Below are 17,955 nucleotides of genomic sequence, written 5' to 3' on the forward strand. Positions count from 1 at the left end.
GAGGCTGGTGAGGCCTCCTATGAAAATCGTCGTTCAGGCAGCGTTGTCGCTGTTGTAGATCTCCCGATCCAGCTCGTTCTCGCTGCGCGCGACCAGCGTGGTGGTCATCAGGTCGCCGGCGACGTTCACCGTGGTGCGCGCCATGTCGAGGATGCGGTCGATACCGGCGATCAGCGCCACGCCTTCCAGCGGCAGACCCACCGAGCTCAGCACCAGGCCCAGCATGATCAGCCCGGCGCCAGGGATGCCGGCGGTGCCGATGGAGGCCAGCGTGGCGGTGAGGATGATCATCAGGTACTGGCCGGCATTCAGGTCGATGCCGAAAGCCTGGGCGATGAACAGCGCCAGTACGCCCTGGTAGATCGCGGTGCCATCCATGTTGATGGTGGCGCCCACCGGCAGCACGAAGCCGGCCACGCCCTGCGATACGCCGAGGTTTTTGCGCGCGCACTCGATGGACACCGGCAGGGTGCCGGAGCTGCTCGAAGTACTGAAGGCCACCGCCAGCGCCGGGGCGATGCCGCGGAAGAAACGCAGCGGGCTGAGGCGCGCCACGCCACCGATCAGACCGCCGTAGATCAGCAGCAGATGGGCCAGGCTGGCCAGGTAGATCACCCCGATCACGCCGGCCAGGGGCAGCAGCACCTCGATACCGTGGGACGCAACCACGCCAGCGATCAGTGCGAACACGCCGATGGGAGCGAAGCGCATCACCAGGTCGGTGAGCTTGTAGAGCACCTCGGCCAGGCTGTCGAACAGGCGAATCGCTGGCGCGGCCTTTTCTCCGACCAGGTTCATGCTCACGCCCAGAGCGATGGCGAAGACGATGATCTGCAGGATGTTGCCTTCGGCGAAGGCGGTCACCGGATTGGTCGGCACCAGACCTACCAGGATCTGCACCAGCGACGGCGCCTGCTTGGCCTCTTCGCTGCCGCTGGCAACCATGTGCATGCCTTCACCGGGGCTGAATAGGGTGCCGAAGGCCAGGCCGATGCTCACCGCGAAGGCAGTGGTGATCAGGTAGATGGCGATGGTCTTGACGCTGATGCGGCCGAGCTTGGCGCTGTCGCTCATAGCCGTGATGCCCGCCACCAGGGAAATGAACACCAGCGGCACGATCAGCATCTTGATTGCATTGAGGAACAACGCACCGACCGGAACCAGCGCCTGGGCCGTGCTCTTGAACAGCATGCCGACGGCCACGCCGAGCACCAGGCCGACGAGGATCTGTTGCCACAGCGGCACGCGGGCCAGGAAGGATTGGGAAGGGGGATTGCTTTGACTCATGTGGTTATCACCCGGATTGTCATTGTCGTGGGGCCGTCTGAACGGCCTTGAGCGGTGTCGCCCACCGGTTGAGCGAGTTCGGGGGCATAAATGAACACGCCGCCCGGTGGGCGGCGTGGGTCATGCGAGCGATCAACCCTGCAGCGGAACCAGGCGCGGGGCGATCATGTTTTCGGGGCGCAGGATGTCGGCCAGGGTGGCGTCGTCCAGCAGCTTCTCCTCGCGCACCAGCTCCAGCACGCCGCGACCGCTTTCCAATGCGACCTTGGCGATACGGGTGGCGTTCTCGTAGCCGATATAGGGGTTGAGCGCGGTGATCAGGCCGATGGAGTTCTCCATCAGGGCGCGGCAATGCGCTTCGTTGGCGGTGATGCCGTCGATGCACAGCTCGCGCAGCATATCCATGGCGCGGGTCAGCAGGCGGATCGAGTCGAAGATCTTGTAGGCGATCAGCGGCTCCATCACGTTCAGCTGCAGCTGGCCGCCCTCGGCCGCCATGGTCAGCGCCAGGTCGTTGCCGATCACTTCGAAGGCCACCTGGTTGACGGCCTCTGGGATCACCGGGTTGACCTTGCCCGGCATGATCGAACTGCCCGGCTGACGCGCCGGCAGGTTGATCTCGTTGATACCGGTACGCGGGCCGCTGGACAGCAGGCGCAGGTCGTTGCAGATCTTCGACAGCTTGACCGCGGTGCGCTTGAGCATGCCGGAGAACAGCACGAAGGCGCCCATGTCGCTGGTGGCTTCGACCAGGTCAGCCGCCGGCTTGACCGGATGGCCGCTGATCACGCCCAGACGCTTGACGGCCAGGGCCTGATATTTCGGGTCGGCGTTGATGCCGGTGCCGATGGCGGTACCGCCCAGGTTGACCTCGGTGAGCAGCGCCGGGGCGAGCATCTTCAGGTGCTGCAGGTCTTCGCCGAGGGTTGTGGCGAAGGCGTGGAATTCCTGGCCAAGGGTCATCGGTACGGCGTCCTGCAGCTGGGTGCGGCCCATCTTCAGTACATGGCCGAACTCCAGGCCCTTGGCGGCCAGCGACTGGATCAGCTTGTCCAGCGCGGTGAGCAGGCTGTCGTGGCCGAGCAGCAGGCCCAGGCGGATGGCGGTCGGGTAGGCGTCGTTGGTCGACTGCGCCATGTTCACGTCGTTGTTCGGGTGCAGGTACTGGTACTCGCCCTTCTCATGGCCCATGGCTTCCAGGGCGATGTTGGCGATCACCTCGTTGGCGTTCATGTTGGTCGAGGTGCCGGCGCCGCCCTGGATCATGTCGACCACGAACTGCTCGTGGAACTCGCCCTGGATGATGCGCGCACAGGCCGTGCTGATCGCCGTGTGCTTGGCAGCGGACAGGTGGCCCAGCTCGCGGTTGGCGTCCGCCGAGGCCTGCTTGACCATGGCCAGGCCGATCACCAGTTTCGGGTAATGCGACAGCGGCACACCGGACAGGCGGAAGTTCTGCACGGCGCGCAGGGTCTGGACGCCGTAATAGGCATCGGCCGGGACTTCGAGGGTGCCAAGCAGGTCTTTTTCGACACGGAAGGATGCAGCAGCGGACATGATGAGACAGGCTCTCTGGGAGATGCGGCAAGTGCCGCGATGCCCATAGATTAGGTGTCCTGCCGAGGTTTTCGCCAATGCCGTTGCTTGCTGCCCTATGCACAATCGGCATAATGCCGATGTGACGCTGAGCGCCGTTACGGCGTACATGACCGTTGTAGGAAGGGCTTCAGCAGTGCCTGCTCCACGGTTCGCGTCCTATCCATCGGGTCGATCCTCGGGAGCCTGCAATGAACCTGGAAACCAAATGGCTGGAAGACTTCGTCACCCTGGCCGCCACGCGTAGCTTCTCCCAGGCTGCCGAGAAGCGCTTCGTCACCCAGCCTGCGTTCAGCCGGCGCATCCGCAGCCTGGAAGGCATGCTCGGTCTGACCCTGGTCGACCGTTCCTGCACGCCCATCGAGCTGACCGAGTCCGGCAAGCTGTTTCTCGTCACCGCGCGCAGCCTGGTCGAGCAACTTGGCGAGGTGGTGCGCCACCTGCACCACCTCGAAGGCCAGCAGGGCGAAGTGCTGCAGATCGCTGCCGCGCACTCGCTGACCCTCGGCTTCTTCCCGCAATGGATCGCCGGCCTGCGCCGCGACGGCCTGCCGCTCAATACGCGCCTGGTGGCGACCAACGTCGGCGAGGCAGTGCACTCCCTGCGCGAGGGCGCCTGCGATCTGATCCTCGCCTACTACGACCCGGACGCGGCGCTGCAGATGGATCCGCAGATCTTCCCCTCGCTGCACCTGGGCACCACCGCCATGCTGCCGGTGTGCGCCACCGGCGAGGATGGCACGCCGCTGTTCGACCTCGACAGCGGCCAGGCCATCCCGCTGCTGGCCTACAGCGCCGGGGCCTTCCTCGGTCGCTCGGTGAACCTGCTGCTGCGCCAGCGCGTGCTGCGTTCGACCACCGTGTACGAAACCGCCATGGCCGACAGCCTCAAGAGCATGGCCCTGCAGGGTATGGGCGTGGCCTGGGTGCCACGGCTGTCGGTCACCGCCGAACTGGCGCGGGGCGAACTGGCCGTGTGTGGTGGTGAGCACTGGCAGATCCCGCTGGAAATCCGCCTGTACCGCTGCGCCCTGGTGCGCAAGGCGGCGGTGCGTTTGCTCTGGCGCAAGTTGGAGGCAGGGGCGGTTGGGGGGTGAGTGTTGGCTGTTGGTGAGTTGCTCCAACGGGGAGTGCTTCGGTGGTGTTTTGACTGGGCTTACTATGCATTCCTGATCGAGAGGGCGAACGACGCGGTCAAGCGAGTACGCTCAGATATCAGCGGCTAGTAGATAACGCTTGGATTTGATGGAGATTTTTCATGGTGGTTATGATGTAGGTGCGGAGTTATATAGAAGGCTCTATTATCGGATTATTGTCGCCTTCTATCTAATAAATTTTAGATTTCACCATGCCTATGAACGAAGACCTGCACCACAAAGAAGTTTACGCTTATTTCGGGCTGGCAATATACCAAGCCCAGGTCTTAGAGCATGGAATAGTTAATGCCTTGGTTTACTGCGATCTAATTCCAAACAAGGTAAGAACGATAAGATCAAAAGAAGAGTGGGCGGCGCTTTTTGACACGTTCATGGACGGTCATTTTGAGAAGACACTGGGGAAAATGATCAGAACCCTGAAGGCCACATTCCCAATTACCACCGAGCTTGAATCCAAGCTTGCAGAAAGCCTAAAGCTTCGTAACTTCTTAGCGCATCACTACTTCAAAGATCGCATTCATCTCTTTCTCTCCTGTAAAGGAAGAGAACAAATGATTGGTGAGCTTTCTCGTGCGCGCGAGCAGTTTGAGAGCACGGACTCCGAACTGGAATTTTTAATCAAGCCAATTCGAGAGAAACACGGATTTACGGACGAAGTCCTGCAGATGGCGTACAACGACTTCCTTAATGAAAATTCGCCAATAATCTAACTATTCAAATCGCTTGCTCACTGGGACGGTATAAAATCCGGTCTCTAATCAAACGGTTATAGGAATTAGCCTTGCCACTATGAATACCACGTTGAAAAAGATTCTACCTATACTGTGCATTAGTGTTGCATTCGCTGTCGGGGTTAATTACCTCTCATACCAGGCATTAATCCTAATTTCTCAAGCACAGCTTGGGTCAATCCCCGCAAAGCTGATTGCAGAGATTTTTCTCAAAGTCGTATTCCATATGTTCTTGCTATGTGCAGTGCCTGTGTTTCTATCGGTACGAAATAAACATCTATCTAGCTATTTGGCTTTATCCATTATCTCTTCCTTGTATCTCTCATTGATGACTGGCGTGAACGCTATTGGGCCAGTCATAACTTTAGTCATGATTGGCGTTCTGGCCTTTTACGGCTATAAAAAGGCACAAGACCTCTATCGTTACTTCAGAGCCAAATAGGGAGCGCTTTCGGTTTTATGGCACGCAGACTGTTTATCGGTGTTCTGCTGATAGCTCCCGTTTCGCCTCCCGGCGACTTTCTTTTGTCAAACGCCACAAAAGAAAGCAAAAAGTCTTTGCCCCATCATCCGGCTCCGGCTGCGCCGGAGTTCGTTCGCTCCATCGTTGCTCCGAGGGCACGCTGCGAAGGGCCATCCCTGGCCCATCGCAGCTCTCGCGGCATCCATGCCGCTCAACCCTCTCCACAACGACTCCACTCACCCTCCTGAAGGGGCCATTCGCGCGCCTGAACGGACAGGTATGCCATGGGTGCCTGGCGTGTTCTGTCGACTGTGAAGTATTCGTGGCGTACCGGGACGCCGGCCGCTCGGAAGCAGTACTCCGTTGGGAGTGCTGGACGTAGGTTGTGGTTCCAAGGTTGGCATTGCCCGGCGGACTGTTCGTTGGCGCTCCTGAGTCCAGCCCTACGGCCGCCTCCTATTCGAGCCAGAGTCTCAGGGAATAACCGTGGGTTCAGGCGCGTGCAGAGCCCGCCCAGGAGGGCGAACGGAATCGTCGTGGAAGAGGTTGAGCGACATGGATGTCGCGACGACTGCATGGACGCAGGAGGTAGAGCGACGCAGGATGCCAAAGCCGAGAGCCGCGATGGACCAGGGATGGCCCACCGTCGGTGGGCCGCATCCGGTCGGGCCTCTGGAACGACGATGGAGTGAGCGAACCCTCGCGCAGCGAGGGCCGGATGATCGGGTGGAAGGGTTTTGGTGACTTTTGCCCGCAAAAGTCACTCGCCCGGGAGGGCGAAACCAAAGACATCAACAAAAACGCGGCAAGCCAGAACGAGCACTGGAGCAACCGACACACAAACTTGCCAGTACGTAGCCTGGGTAAAGCGCAGCGAAACCCGGGGCCGGTTGATGGGTTTCGCGCTGCTCTACCCATCCGACGGTCTTGTAGAGCTGCCACGCGGCGCAAACATCCAAGTGCCTCGCTAGGCAGGGACTGTCGCGGCTAAAGCCCCTCCCACAACCCCCATGCAGACACCGTAGGAGGGGCTTTAGCCGCGAGCTTTTGCATGCGAAGCACACCATGTGCGCTTACCTGCGCCCACAAAAAAGCCCGCTACGCCAGGCGCAGCGGGCTCGGTACTGGCCGATGGCTCAGTTCATTTCCTGCTTCAGCGCGCGCATGCGGTCATGGCAGGCGCGTACCTTGGGCATTTCCACCGCCAGCAGTACGCGTACATCTTCCTCGGCGCTTTCCAAGGCGTCTTCGAAAGCGTGCAGGATGCGGTCTTCGGCTTCCTCCAACTGGGCGACGTAGGTGGCGTCTTCATCCTTGGCGATGGTCGCGCGGGTGTCGGCGTAGACCTGGCGCAGCTTGCCCATCAGGGTGCCGCCGCTGGCCGGTTCAGTCTGGTTGGCGGCGACCTTGACGGTCAGGGCGTCGATCACTTCGGTCTTGGCGCGCACCATGTCGCGAAACAGCGCCTGCAGGCGGATGTCCTGCACTTCCTCGTGGGCATGCTGGTAGAAGCGCTTGCCGTCACGGGTGATTTCGATGAGTTCGTTGAGTTGTGCGGTCTTGCTGCTCATGGAGGTTCTCCTTGGCTATGGGACTTGCAGGAAAGATGGCTGCGAAAGTCGCAGCCACCGAGGTGATTAGCTGCTGACCAGCAGGGCGTCGGCGTCCACACCGCGTACGCCACGGATGTTGCGGGCGATGTCCATCGCCAGGCGTTTCTCGGCGTTGCTCAACACCTTGCCGCGCAGGGTGACCAGGCCGTCCTGGGTGTTGACCTCGATGTTCAGGCCGTCGAGGTTGCGGCTGTAGAGGAAGCTGGCCTTGACCTTGCTGGTGATCCAGCCATCGCTGATGTTCTCGCGCGCCTCCTCGACGGCGGTCTGCACTTCGCTACTGCTGCTGTCGGCGCTGCTGATGCTCAGGTGGTTGAAGACCTGGCTCACGCCTTCGGTGTTTTCCGCGAGCTGCCCGGCCAGCTCCTTGGCCGCTGAGGTTTGGGCGTTACCGCTGAGGGTGATGGCGCCGTTCTCGCTGCGCACCTGGATGTCCAGGCCGCGCGTGTTGCTGTTCCAAAGCAGCTTGGATTTCACCGTGGCAGCCAGGGTGGCGTCTTCCAGGCGTTGCACCAGGCCCGGAGGATTGCCTTCGGCAATGGCGGGGTCGACTTCGATGCGGTTATCCACCGAGTCGATGCCCTCGACGCTCAGCGCCACCTGTTCGGCCAGATCCTTCTGTACGCCACTCTCGACGCTGCCGTTGAGGGTGGCGCGGCCATCCTTCACATCGATCGACAGCTTGAACGGGTTGAGGTGACGGTTGAGGGCAAAGGCCGTCCAGATCGAACCTTCCTGGCGAGCGGACACCAGTTGCTGCTCCAGCTCGGTTTCCGCGGCGTGAGCGACCAGCGGCGTGCCGCCGATCAGCATGGCCAGAGTGAGGGCCGACAGCAGAGAAGGGACGCGGGGCATGGAGGGGCTCCTGTGCGAGAAAGATATTTTTCCTAACGCAACCGCCATGCCAGACGGAAAATAAGATAAAAAACCTTAAAAAACATAAAGATAGAGTTTTGAAAGGCAATCTGCCTGCATGCAGCCTGCAGGATCAATTTCTACCTGTATTGCAACTTGCACGGTTTTTCCCTAACTAAGCTGCATCACACCTATAAGACGGAGCATGACCATGGCAGATTCAGCACAGACCGGCGGGCGCATCCTGCTGGTGGACGATGAGGCCGCGATCCTGCGCACCTTCCGCTACTGCCTGGAAGATGAAGGCTATGAAGTGGCCGGTGCCAGCAGCGCGGCCCAGGCCGAGGCGCTGCTGCAGCGTCAGGTCTTCGACCTGTGCTTCCTCGACCTGCGCCTGGGCGACGACAGCGGCCTGGACGTGCTGGCGCAGATGCGCGCGCAGGCGCCGTGGATGCGCGTGGTGATCGTCACCGCCTATTCCGCCGTGGATACCGCCGTGGACGCCATGCAGGCTGGCGCCGCCGATTACCTGGTCAAGCCCTGCAGCCCGGAACAACTGCGCATGGCCGCCGCCAAGCAGTTGGAGGTGCGCCAACTGGCGGCGCGCCTGGAGGCGCTGGAAGGCGAAGTCCGTGAAAAAGGCGCGCAGCTCGACAGCCACAGCCCGGTGCTGATGAGCGTGCTGGAGACCGCGCGGCAGGTGGCGGCGACCGACGCCAACATCCTCATTCTCGGTGAGTCCGGCACCGGCAAGGGCGAGCTGGCGCGCGCCATCCATGGCTGGAGCCGCCGCGCCAAGCGCACCTGCGTGACCATCAACTGCCCGTCGCTGACCGCCGAGCTGATGGAGAGCGAGCTGTTCGGCCATGCCAAGGGCTCCTTCACCGGCGCCAGCGAGAGCACCCAGGGCCGGGTCAGCCAGGCCGATGGCGGCACCCTGTTCCTCGACGAGATCGGCGACTTCCCCCTCGCCCTGCAGCCCAAGCTGCTGCGCTTCATTCAGGACAAGGAATACGAGCGCGTGGGCGACCCGGTCACCCGCCGCGCCGACGTGCGCATCGTCGCCGCCACCAACCTGGATCTCGACGAGATGGTGCGTGAGGGGCGTTTCCGCGAAGACCTGCTTTACCGCCTCAACGTCATCACCCTCAAGCTGCCGCCGCTGCGCGAACGTCACGAGGATGTGATGTCGCTGGCCGAGCGCTTTCTCGCTCGTTTCGTCAGCGACTACGGCCGGCCGGCCTGCGCCTTTAGCGCCGAGGCCGTTGCTGCGCTGCAGGCCTACCACTGGCCGGGCAACATCCGCGAGCTGCGCAACGTCATCGAGCGCGCCAGCATCATCTGCCAGCAGGAGACGGTGGAAGTCGCCCACCTGGGCCTCGGTGGTGGCACGGAAGCACCGAGCAGCGCCGTGCGCGTGGGCGCACCGATGAGCCTGGAGGAGCTGGAGAAGGCACACATCGCCGCCGTACTGGCCAGCAGCAACACCCTGGACATGGCTGCCAAGACCCTGGGCATCGACGCTTCGACTCTCTATCGCAAGCGCAAGCAGTACAACCTTTGACCGTGGGGTTTCCATGAAGCTGTCGATGAAGCTTCGCACCCGCTTGTTCCTCAGCATCTCCGCGCTGATCACCGTGGCGCTGCTGGGACTGCTGGTCGGGCTGTTGAGCGTCACGCAGATGGCGCGCAGCCAGAGCGAGCTGATCCAGCGTGGTTTCAGTGCCGTGCAGCTCGGCCAGCAACTGCGCCAGCACCTGGGCGACGAACTGTTGCTGCTGATCGCGCAGAACCCGGATGCGCAGCGCCTGGCCGAGGTGCGCCAGGCCTTCCGTGCGGCGCTGGCCAAGGGCAGCGAAGCAGAGCTGGGCGAGCGCTACGTGGACGGGCTGGAAGAGGCTCAGAGGCTTCACGATGCCATGGTAAGGGCGGCCGACCAAGGCACGCCCGCTGGCCAGAGCCCGCATAACCTGGGGGCCTACCGACCGTTCACCGAGGCCTTCGTGAAGCTGCGCGACCACCTGCTGGACGAGCAGAACCGGGTCGTCGACACGATCATCGGCGCCGAGCAACAGGCCGGTGAGCGCTCGCAACTGATCGCTGCCCTGCTGGCCTTCATCGGTCTGTCGGTCTTGGCCATCGGCGTGCTCACCGCCAACAGCATCGCCCGGCGTTTCGGTGCGCCCATCGACCTGCTGGCGCGTGCCGCCGACCGGGTCGGCCAGGGGCGCTACGACGTGGTGCTGCCGGTGTCACCGGTGTTCGAGCTGGCGGTGCTGAGCCGCCGCTTCGGTCTGATGACCGAAGCCCTGCGCCAGTACCATTCGAGCAACCTCAACCAGTTGCTCAACAGTGAAGGACGCCTGAAGGCGGTGCTCGACAGCATCGACGATGGCCTGGTCATCCTCGATGCCCAGGGCCGCATCGAACACGCCAACCCGGTGGCGCAGCGTCAACTGTCCTGGAACGATGCGGTGCTCGCGCAGCCTATTGGCCCGCTGTTGCCCGACCACGCGGTGGACGAGGCGCTACGCCAGGTGCTGGCCGGCGAACTGCTGCGCGAGCAGCCGGCCGACCTGCGCATCGAGGGCGATGGCGAGGTGCGTCTGCTGGCCTGGGCGCTGACCCCGGTGCAACTGCGCGAAGGCGGCAGTGTGGGCGCTGTGATGGTGCTGCGCGACGTCACCGAACAGCGCACCTTCGAGCGCGTGCGCAACGAATTCGTCCTGCGCGCCTCGCATGAGCTGCGTACGCCGATTACCGGCATGCACATGGCCTTCAGCCTGCTGCGTGAGCGTCTGTCGCTGCCGGAGGGGGGCCGCGAACAGGATCTGATGCGCACCGTCGACGAGGAAATGCACCGGCTGGTTCGCCTGATCGATGACCTGCTGGATTTCTCCCGCTACCAGAACGGCCTGAAAACCCTGCAACGCACCCCCTGCGACCTGGCTGCGATGATCGAGCAGACCCGTGAACGCTTCGCCGATGAGGCCGGCGAGCGCGAGGTGACCCTGGCCTGCTCGATCCAGGCGCCGCTGCCGCCGCTCAATCTCGACGCCGGCCAGGTGCAGCGCCTGCTCGATAACCTGGTCAGCAACGCTCTGCGCCACAGCGACGGGGGCGGCCAGGTCGAGCTGCAGGCCTGTCGCCAGGGCGAGCAGGTCATCGTCACCGTGCAGGATCAGGGCGAGGGCATCCCCTTCGGCCAGCAGGCGCGCATCTTCGAGCCCTTCGTGCAGGTCAGCCGGCGCAAGGGCGGCGTTGGCCTCGGCCTGGCGCTGGCGCGGGAGATCGCCGAGCTGCATGGCGGCCGGCTGGAGGTGCAGTCGCGACCAGGTGAAGGCGCCCGCTTCTGCTGCAGTTTGCCGGTGTGAACGAGGCAGGCAGCAAAACGCCGCGATTGTCGCGGCGTTTTGCAGGGTACGACCGACCAGGCTGGGCCTAGCGCAGCACCGGGTCGAACTTGAAACGGCGGCCCGCCATCAGCGCGCCGAGGAATCCCACGCCGAACACCGCGCTGGCGCATTTCAGGGTCAGGGCGAGCGGTGCGTGCAGGCCGGGATTCAGCCACAGCACGGCTAGGCTGGCGAGGGTCATGAGCAGCAGGACGATGGCACTTCGGGACATGTCGGGACTCCTTGTCGGTCAGAACACCCAGCGCGGGCTCTTGTCGGCGAAGCGCGGTTCGCGGCTGGCATCGCGGCTCTGGCCCTGGCTCGAGACCCGCACCCAGCGGCTGTCGTCGACGTTGGCCGGTTGACGACGCTCAGCGGCAGCCTGCGGCTGAGCGCTGACGCGAGCACCGTTGTCCTGGGTGGGGGAAAGGATGAGGTCGGCGGTCCTGGCACTGGCGCCGGCCGAATCGCTGAAGTCGCTGGCGTAAACCCCGCTGGTCAGCAATGCAGCGGCGCAGAACAGGCTCAGTCCAATCGTGTGCATGACGCTTCTCCATCAGTCGCTCAGTCGGGGCTTACGAGACGGATATTGCAGCGCTCATACCAACTTTTTATTTCTATAAAATCCTTATAAATCAATAAGTTAAACTTTCATCGCGCAGCCGCGGTCATGCGCTTTGCAAGATGCATGAATTGCGACACGTGCAATTTGCACGATCACTCATGCCGGGGCAGCACGATGCTGAAGCAGGAGCCCTCACCGAGCTGGCTGCTCAGCTCGATGCGTCCGCCATGGGCCTGGACGATCTGTTCGCTGATGAACAGGCCCAGCCCCAGCCCCTGCGGAGCGTTGGCCGTAGAGACGCGCTCGAACTGTTCGAACACCCGCTGCTGATCCGCTGCGGAAATGCCCAGGCCCTGATCGCGTACATCCACGCGCACGCCATCAGCGCCGCTGGATACGCGCACCCCGACGGGTTTGCCCTCGCCATAGCGCAGCGCGTTGGTCAGCAGGTTGGCCAGTACCTGCTCGATACGGAACTCGTCCATCAGTACCGGGGCGGGGCCATCGACCTGCAAGTCGATCTGGTTGCCGCTGCTGGTGAACTGCGCGCTGAGGTTTTCCACCACGTTGCCGGCGAGCACGCCGAGGTCGCCCGGCTCCGGGCGCACCGAGAGCTTACCGGTGCGGATGCGCGAGACATCCAGCATGTCGTCGATCAGGCGGCTGAGGCTGCGAATCTGCCGTTCGTCACGGGCGATCATCTCGGCCAGCTTGTCGGGGGTGAAGGCGTCTTCGCGGCCCTGCTCCAGGCGCATCTTGCGCAGTTGGGCGTCGAGAATCAGGCCGTTGAGCGGTGTGCGCAGCTCGTGAGAGACGATGGACATGAAGGTGTCGCGCATCTGCACCGCCTTCTGTAGCTCGGCCTGGGTTTCACGCAGCTCACCGAGCAGCGCCTCCTGCTCGCGGCGTGCGGCCTCGACCGCCTCCAGTTGCTGGCTCAGCGCCTTACGGTGGCGGTACAGCTCAACGAACATCGCCACCTTGCTGCGCACCTCGAAGGGCGATAGCGGCTTATGCAGGAAATCCACCGCGCCGCTCTCATAACCACGGAAGGCGTAGTCCATGTCACGGCCAACGGCGCTAACGAAGATGATCGGAATGCGCTTGGTCTTTGCCGTGCCGCGCATCAGTTCGGCCAGTTCGAAGCCGTTCATGCCTGGCATCTTCACGTCGAGGATGGCCAGGGCGAATTCGTGTTCGAGCAGCAGCGACAGGGCTTCGTCGGCACTGCTGGCCTGGAAGATGGTGCGATCCTCGGTCTGGATCAGCGAGCGCAGGGCCAGCAGGTTTTCCGGCAGGTCGTCGACCAGCAGCACCTTGGCTTCGATCTTTCTCAGCATGGCGGTGTATCCAGTTCGGCCAGCAGCACACGCAGGCTGGCAAGGGGCAGGAGAAAGTCCGGTTGAAGCAACGCCAGCGCGGCCTCCGGCATGGTGGGTACCTGAGCGTCGCCGGGCTCTTGCACCAGGGTCAGGCCGCCAGCCTGCTGGATGGCCAGCAAACCGGCGGCGCCGTCCTCGTTGGCGCCGGTGAGCAGGGCGGCGGCCAAGTGTTCGCCGTAGGCATCGGCGGCGGACTCGAAAAGAATGTCGATCGATGGCCGCGAGAAGTGCCGAGGCTCCTCGCGGCTGAGGGAAAAGCTGTGGTCATGCTCGATGGACAGGTGATAACCGGCGGGGGCTACGTAGACCACGCCGCCGCGCAGGTATTCCTTGTCCTCGGCTTCCTTGACTGGCAGCCGCAGGCGCCGGCCGAGCAGCTCGGCCAGCAGGCTGTCGTTGCGATCCGGCACGTGCAGCAGGCACACCACCGGCAGCCGATAGCCCTGTGGCAGGTCTTCGAGTAGCTGCAGCAGCGCTTCCACGCCGCCGGCCGAGGCGCCGATCAGCAGTGCCTGCAGCGCCGGTCGGTTCAGGCCGCGCAGTTGCATGCGTGGGCCGCTCATCGCTTGCGGAAGATCCGTTCGGGGCGCGACACCGCCTCGAACTGCTGGGCGTAAGCGGAGAAATCCAGACTCTCCTTGCTGCCCAGGCCGAGGAAGCCACGGTGGCAGAGCGATTCGTGGAACAGGCCGAGGGCGCGATCCTGCAGGTCGCGGTTGAAGTAGATCAGCACGTTGCGGCACGACACCAGGTGGGTTTCGGCGAACACGCTGTCGGTGGCCAGGCTGTGGTCGGCGAAGGTCACGTTGGCGCGCAGCGACTTGTCGAACAGCACGCGGTCATAGGCCGCCGAGTAATAGTCGGAAAACGCCCGCTTGCCGCCCGAGAGCTGGTAGTTCTCGGTGTAGGTACGCAGATGGTCGAGGGCGAAGATGCCCTGCTCGGCCTTCTCCAGCGAGTGTGGGTTGATGTCCGTGGCGTAGATCATGCTGCGCTCCAGCAGACCTTCCTCGTGCAGCAGAATGGCCAGGGAGTAAACCTCCTCGCCGGTGCTGCAGCCGGCCACCCAGATCTTCAGCGACGGGTAGGTGTGCAGCAGCGGCACCACCTGTTCGCGCAGCGTGAGGAAGTAGCTGGGGTCGCGAAACATCTCGCTGACCGGGATGGTGAGGTACTGCAACAGCTGCATGAATGCCTGCGGCTCGTGCAGGATGCGCTCCTGCAGCGCCGAGATGGTCGGGCAGTCCAACTGCGTCTGTGCCTGACGCACGCGGCGTTTCAGCGAGGCCTTGGAGTAGTCGCGAAAGTCATAGCTGTAGCGCAGGTAGATCGCTTCGATCAGCAGGCGCAGCTCGATCTCGTCCGGCATCACAGACGCTCCAGCTTGGGCATCCACACGCGGATCAGGGAGAACAGGCGATCCAGGTCGATGGGCTTGGCCAGGTAGTCGTTGGCGCCGGCCTCGCGGCAGCGCTCCTGGTCATCCTTCATCGCCTTGGCGGTCACGGCGATGATCGGCAGGTTCTTCCAGCGTGCCTGCTGGCGGATCTGCCGGGTGGCTTCGTAGCCGTCCATCTCCGGCATCATCACGTCCATCAGCACCAGGTCGATGTCGTCATGCTCGCGCAGCTTGGCCAGCGCCTCATGGCCGTTGCGCGCCACTTCCACCGAAGCGCCCTTCTGCTCCAGCGCGCTGGACAGGGCGAAGATGTTGCGCACGTCGTCATCCACCAGCAACAGGCGGCGGCCCTCGAACAGCTTGTCGCGGCTGCGAGCGGTCTTGAGCATGCGCTGATGCTCGCTGGACAGCTCGGCCTCGACCTTGTGCAGGAACAGGGTGACTTCGTCGAGCAGGCGCTCCGGCGAGCGCGCGCCCTTGATGATGATCGAGCGCGAATACTTGAGCAGCTCGGCCTCTTCGTCGCGGGTCAGGTTGCGCCCGGTGTAGACGATCACCGGCGGGAAGGAGCAGATGTCCTCCTCGGCCATGCGCCGCAGCAGTTCGTTGCCCTGCATGTCGGGCAGCTTGAGGTCGATGATCATGCAGTCGAAGACGGTCGTGCGCAGTTTTTCCAGCGCTTCGCCGGCCAGGGCTACGGCGGTGATCTCGATATCTTCGTCGCCGATCAGGCGGGCCACGCTGTCGCGCTGCAGCGGGTCGTCCTCGACCAGCAGCACGCGCTTGACCTGCTGGTTGAGCTTGGCTTCGAGCTTGCCGAACACCTCCTTGAGCTGGTCGCGGCTGGTGGGCTTGAGCGCATAGCCGACCGCACCCAGGTGCAGGGCCGCTTCACTCTGATCTTCCACCGAGACCACATGCACCGGGATATGCCGGGTCTGCGCGTCGTCCTTGAGGCGCTGCAGCACGCTGAGGCCGGAGCCATCGGGCAGGCGCATGTCGAGCAGGATGGCGTCCGGGCGGTACTGCCGCGCCAGCTCCAGGCCTTCGTCGGCGCAGGTGGCGACCAGGCAGGCGTAGCCCAGCTCATGGGCCAGATCGAAGAGGATGCGCGCGAAGCGCACCTCGTCCTCGACCACCAGCACGCGGCGACCACTGCGCTCGCTGAGCTGCTCGCGATCATCGGCGAACGGCGCCGGCTGGCGGGGTGCTGCTGGCATGGTGGGCGCTGCGGCTGGCGCAATCGGCGCGGCTGCGGGGCTGGGTGCCTGCGCTGCCGGTTTGGGCGCGCTGCCGCCTTCGACCAGCCGTTCGGGCAGCAGCAGGGTGAAGGTGCTGCCCTCGCCCGGTGCGCTGTGCAGGCTGATGGAACCGCCGAGCAGCCCGGCCAGGTCACGCGAGATGGACAGGCCCAGGCCGGTGCCGCCGTAGCGGCGGTTGGTGGTGCCGTCGGCCTGGCGGAAGGCCTGGAAGATCGCTTCCTGCTGATCCGGGGCGATGCCGATGCCGCTGTCGCGCACGGCGAAGGCCAGGGTCTGCTCATCGTGACGCGACACGCTGAGGGTCACCCCGCCACGGTCGGTGAACTTGAAGGCGTTGGACAGCAGGTTGCGCAGGATCTGTTCGGCGCGCTGGCGGTCGGTGAACAGCACCGCGGGCAGGTCGTCCAGCTCTTCGATCACGAAGCTCAGGCCGCGCTCGCGCGACAGCGGCGCGAACACATCGCGCAGGCTTTCGAGCATGCTGGCCAGCGGGGTGCGTTCGGGGCGCACCTCCAGCTTGCCGGCCTCGACCTTGGCGATGTCGAGGATGTCGTTGATCAGGTTGAGCAGGTCATTGCCGGCCGAGTAGATCGACTCGGCGAACTTGATCTGTTCCTCGTCGAGGTTGCCCTTGCCGTTCTCCGCCAGCAGCTTGGCCAGGATCAGCGAGCTGTTGAGCGGCGTGCGCAGCTCGTGGCTCATGTTGGCGAGGAATTCCGACTTGTAGCGGCTGGCGCGCTGCAGTTCCTCGGCGCGTTCTTCCAGTTGCGTCTGGATGCGACCCAGGGTGGTGTTGCGCTGATCCAGCTCGTCGCGCTGATCGGCGAGGGTTTGTGCCTGCTCGGCAAGTTTCTCGTTGGTCTGTTCCAGCTCGGCCTGCTGGGTTTCCAGATGGGCCTGGGATTCCTTGAGCACGCGGGCCTGCTGTTCCAGCTCCTCGTTGGCAGCGCGCAGCTCTTCCTGCTGGGTCTGCAGCTCCTCGTTGAGCTGCTGGGTTTCGCCCAGCACGTCCTGCAGGCGCTGGCGATAGCGTGCGGCTTCCAGGGCCATGCCGACGTTGCTGGCGATGGCTTCGAGAAATTCGCGCTCGCGTGGCGTCAGCGGGCGCAGGAAGGCCAGTTCGATCACCCCGTTGATCCGTTCCTCGGACTGCAGCGGAACCAGCGCAACGCTCACCGGCTGCCCTTCGCCGAGGCTCGATGCGACCTTGATGTAGTCGGCCGGCAGATCGTCCAGATAGACCACTCGGCGGCCGCGCGCGGCCTGACCGACCAGCCCTTCGCCACGGTAGAAATGCGCCTTGACGCCAGCGTCCTCGCTGAAGCCGTAGCCGGCCACGCGTTGCAGATTGCCGGTCTGGGCGTCGCGCAGGTACAGCGCTGCCACCACGCAGCCCAAATAGTCGGCGAGAAACTCCAGCGAGCGATCGGCCAGTTCGCCTACGTTGGGTTGGCCGAGCAGACGCTCCGCCAACTGGGTCTGGCCATCGCCGAGCCAGGCGCGCCGGCGCTGCTCTTCGGCGTATTCGCCCTGCACGCTCATGGCGCGCGAATAGGTCTGGGAGAGATTGAGCAACTCGCGCCGGCCGAACAGCGCCAGCAGGCTGCTGAACAGGATGCTGATCACCAGATAGATGCCCGCTCCCCAGGTGCTGGTATCGCTGACCTCGGTATTGCGCTGCTGGCGCAGCTCGCGCTCGCTGTTGATGAAGGTGTCCAGCTCGCGGCGTATGCCATCCATGAGGTTCTTGCCGCGCCCCCCACTGACCTCGCCGATGAAGCTGGTGCCGGCGCGGCGACTGCCGATCACTTCCTGGGCGAACGACTCCCACTGCTCCTGCAGGGCGCGCACGCGCTCGAGGCGCTGCACCTGCGTGGGGTTGTCGGTCACGATCTCGCTGAGCTGCTCGCTCAAGGGTTTGAACTTGCCGCGTGCCTGTTCATAGGGCGCCAGGTAGTCATCCTGGCCACTGAGCAGGAAGCCGCGCATGCCGGTTTCCATGTCCAGCGTCAGCTTATAGATCTCGCCGGCGCGATTGAGCACCTGATCCGAGTGCTCGACCCAGCGAATCGCGTTGAGCAGGTAGCCGACCACCATGGCGAAGAACAGTGCACCGACCAGCCCCAGGCCGAGCGGCAGGCTGACGTTGCGATTGAGGATGCGGCGGAAACCGGCCTCGTCCATGGCGGACTCATTCGACACTGGGACGTCCATTCGATGATTGTCTCGCTGCTTATCGTGAGGGGGAGG

General features: G+C 63.6%; 14 protein-coding genes. 4 read left to right on the forward strand and 10 right to left on the reverse strand.

Annotation, left to right across the window (positions count from 1 at the left end; all coding sequences use genetic code 11):
* Positions 1-33: 33 nt before the first annotated feature.
* Together ACODS1_RS08490 and ACODS1_RS08495 are read right to left on the reverse strand one after the other, a co-directional pair.
* A complete protein-coding gene (locus ACODS1_RS08490; protein ID WP_489085287.1) occupies positions 34-1,287 on the reverse strand; it encodes a dicarboxylate/amino acid:cation symporter in 1,254 nt (417 codons plus the stop codon).
* A 132-nt stretch (positions 1,288-1,419) separates the two neighbouring features.
* Entirely contained in the window at positions 1,420-2,844 is a 1,425-nt protein-coding gene (locus tag ACODS1_RS08495) for an aspartate ammonia-lyase (RefSeq protein ID WP_322979950.1), read from the reverse strand.
* Positions 2,845-3,074: 230 nt separating this feature from the next.
* Between ACODS1_RS08495 and ACODS1_RS08500 the strand changes: the two genes are divergently transcribed.
* Together ACODS1_RS08500 and ACODS1_RS08505 are read left to right on the forward strand one after the other, a co-directional pair.
* Positions 3,075-3,980 carry a LysR substrate-binding domain-containing protein gene (locus ACODS1_RS08500; protein ID WP_489085288.1) on the forward strand — a complete coding sequence of 302 codons (906 nt, stop codon included), beginning with the start codon at positions 3,075-3,077 and terminating at the stop codon, positions 3,978-3,980.
* Between the two features lie 251 nt (positions 3,981-4,231).
* Complete coding sequence (locus ACODS1_RS08505) at positions 4,232-4,750, forward strand: hypothetical protein (protein WP_322979948.1); 519 nt, start codon at positions 4,232-4,234, stop codon at positions 4,748-4,750.
* Positions 4,751-6,370: 1,620 nt separating this feature from the next.
* Here ACODS1_RS08505 and ACODS1_RS08510 read toward each other — a convergent pair.
* The gene (locus ACODS1_RS08510) at positions 6,371-6,805 is read right to left on the reverse strand and encodes a ferritin-like domain-containing protein (protein WP_489085289.1); all 435 of its coding nucleotides are present in this window, start codon (positions 6,803-6,805) and stop codon (positions 6,371-6,373) included.
* Positions 6,806-6,871: 66 nt separating this feature from the next.
* Positions 6,872-7,702, reverse strand: a complete 831-nt coding sequence (locus tag ACODS1_RS08515) for a BON domain-containing protein (RefSeq protein WP_489085290.1) — start codon at positions 7,700-7,702, stop codon at positions 6,872-6,874.
* A 211-nt stretch (positions 7,703-7,913) separates the two neighbouring features.
* On the opposite strand from ACODS1_RS08515, the gene algB reads away from it, so the two are divergent.
* Both algB and ACODS1_RS08525 read left to right on the forward strand, forming a co-directional pair.
* On the forward strand, positions 7,914-9,266 hold the full coding sequence (algB, locus tag ACODS1_RS08520) for a sigma-54-dependent response regulator transcription factor AlgB (RefSeq protein ID WP_489085291.1): 1,353 nt from the start codon (positions 7,914-7,916) through the stop codon (positions 9,264-9,266).
* 13 nt (positions 9,267-9,279) lie between these two features.
* Positions 9,280-11,076 carry an ATP-binding protein gene (locus tag ACODS1_RS08525; protein ID WP_489085292.1) on the forward strand — a complete coding sequence of 599 codons (1,797 nt, stop codon included), beginning with the start codon at positions 9,280-9,282 and terminating at the stop codon, positions 11,074-11,076.
* A 67-nt stretch (positions 11,077-11,143) separates the two neighbouring features.
* On the opposite strand, the gene ACODS1_RS08530 is transcribed toward ACODS1_RS08525, so the two are convergent.
* The 6 genes from ACODS1_RS08530 to ACODS1_RS08555 form a co-directional block, all read right to left on the reverse strand.
* On the reverse strand, positions 11,144-11,329 hold the full coding sequence (locus ACODS1_RS08530) for a PA3371 family protein (RefSeq protein WP_322979943.1): 186 nt from the start codon (positions 11,327-11,329) through the stop codon (positions 11,144-11,146).
* An 18-nt stretch (positions 11,330-11,347) separates the two neighbouring features.
* Positions 11,348-11,641, reverse strand: a complete 294-nt coding sequence (locus ACODS1_RS08535; RefSeq protein WP_489085293.1) for a hypothetical protein — start codon at positions 11,639-11,641, stop codon at positions 11,348-11,350.
* Between the two features lie 173 nt (positions 11,642-11,814).
* On the reverse strand, positions 11,815-13,002 hold the full coding sequence (locus ACODS1_RS08540; protein WP_489085294.1) for a hybrid sensor histidine kinase/response regulator: 1,188 nt from the start codon (positions 13,000-13,002) through the stop codon (positions 11,815-11,817).
* Positions 12,996-13,607, reverse strand: a complete 612-nt coding sequence (locus tag ACODS1_RS08545; protein ID WP_489085295.1) for a chemotaxis protein CheB — start codon at positions 13,605-13,607, stop codon at positions 12,996-12,998. Before ACODS1_RS08545 ends, ACODS1_RS08540 begins: the two co-directional genes overlap by 7 nt.
* Entirely contained in the window at positions 13,604-14,413 is an 810-nt protein-coding gene (locus ACODS1_RS08550; protein WP_489085296.1) for a CheR family methyltransferase, read from the reverse strand. The genes ACODS1_RS08545 and ACODS1_RS08550 overlap by 4 nt, the downstream gene beginning before the upstream one ends.
* The gene (locus ACODS1_RS08555) at positions 14,413-17,889 is read right to left on the reverse strand and encodes a response regulator (protein ID WP_489085345.1); all 3,477 of its coding nucleotides are present in this window, start codon (positions 17,887-17,889) and stop codon (positions 14,413-14,415) included. The genes ACODS1_RS08550 and ACODS1_RS08555 overlap by 1 nt, the downstream gene beginning before the upstream one ends.
* Between the last annotated feature and the right edge of the window lie 66 nt (positions 17,890-17,955).

The organism is Pseudomonas sp. FG29 (assembly GCF_057809355.1).

Coding starts and splice junctions, on each gene's coding strand:
- ACODS1_RS08490 (WP_489085287.1), bottom strand. CDS start 1,287: ATGAGTCAAAGCAATCCCCCTTCCCAATCCTTCCTGGCCCGCGTGCCG.
- ACODS1_RS08495 (WP_322979950.1), bottom strand. CDS start 2,844: ATGTCCGCTGCTGCATCCTTCCGTGTCGAAAAAGACCTGCTTGGCACC.
- ACODS1_RS08500 (WP_489085288.1), top strand. CDS start 3,075: ATGAACCTGGAAACCAAATGGCTGGAAGACTTCGTCACCCTGGCCGCC.
- ACODS1_RS08505 (WP_322979948.1), top strand. CDS start 4,232: ATGCCTATGAACGAAGACCTGCACCACAAAGAAGTTTACGCTTATTTC.
- ACODS1_RS08510 (WP_489085289.1), bottom strand. CDS start 6,805: ATGAGCAGCAAGACCGCACAACTCAACGAACTCATCGAAATCACCCGT.
- ACODS1_RS08515 (WP_489085290.1), bottom strand. CDS start 7,702: ATGCCCCGCGTCCCTTCTCTGCTGTCGGCCCTCACTCTGGCCATGCTG.
- algB (WP_489085291.1), top strand. CDS start 7,914: ATGGCAGATTCAGCACAGACCGGCGGGCGCATCCTGCTGGTGGACGAT.
- ACODS1_RS08525 (WP_489085292.1), top strand. CDS start 9,280: ATGAAGCTGTCGATGAAGCTTCGCACCCGCTTGTTCCTCAGCATCTCC.
- ACODS1_RS08530 (WP_322979943.1), bottom strand. CDS start 11,329: ATGTCCCGAAGTGCCATCGTCCTGCTGCTCATGACCCTCGCCAGCCTA.
- ACODS1_RS08535 (WP_489085293.1), bottom strand. CDS start 11,641: ATGCACACGATTGGACTGAGCCTGTTCTGCGCCGCTGCATTGCTGACC.
- ACODS1_RS08540 (WP_489085294.1), bottom strand. CDS start 13,002: ATGCTGAGAAAGATCGAAGCCAAGGTGCTGCTGGTCGACGACCTGCCG.
- ACODS1_RS08545 (WP_489085295.1), bottom strand. CDS start 13,607: ATGAGCGGCCCACGCATGCAACTGCGCGGCCTGAACCGACCGGCGCTG.
- ACODS1_RS08550 (WP_489085296.1), bottom strand. CDS start 14,413: ATGCCGGACGAGATCGAGCTGCGCCTGCTGATCGAAGCGATCTACCTG.
- ACODS1_RS08555 (WP_489085345.1), bottom strand. CDS start 17,889: ATGGACGAGGCCGGTTTCCGCCGCATCCTCAATCGCAACGTCAGCCTG.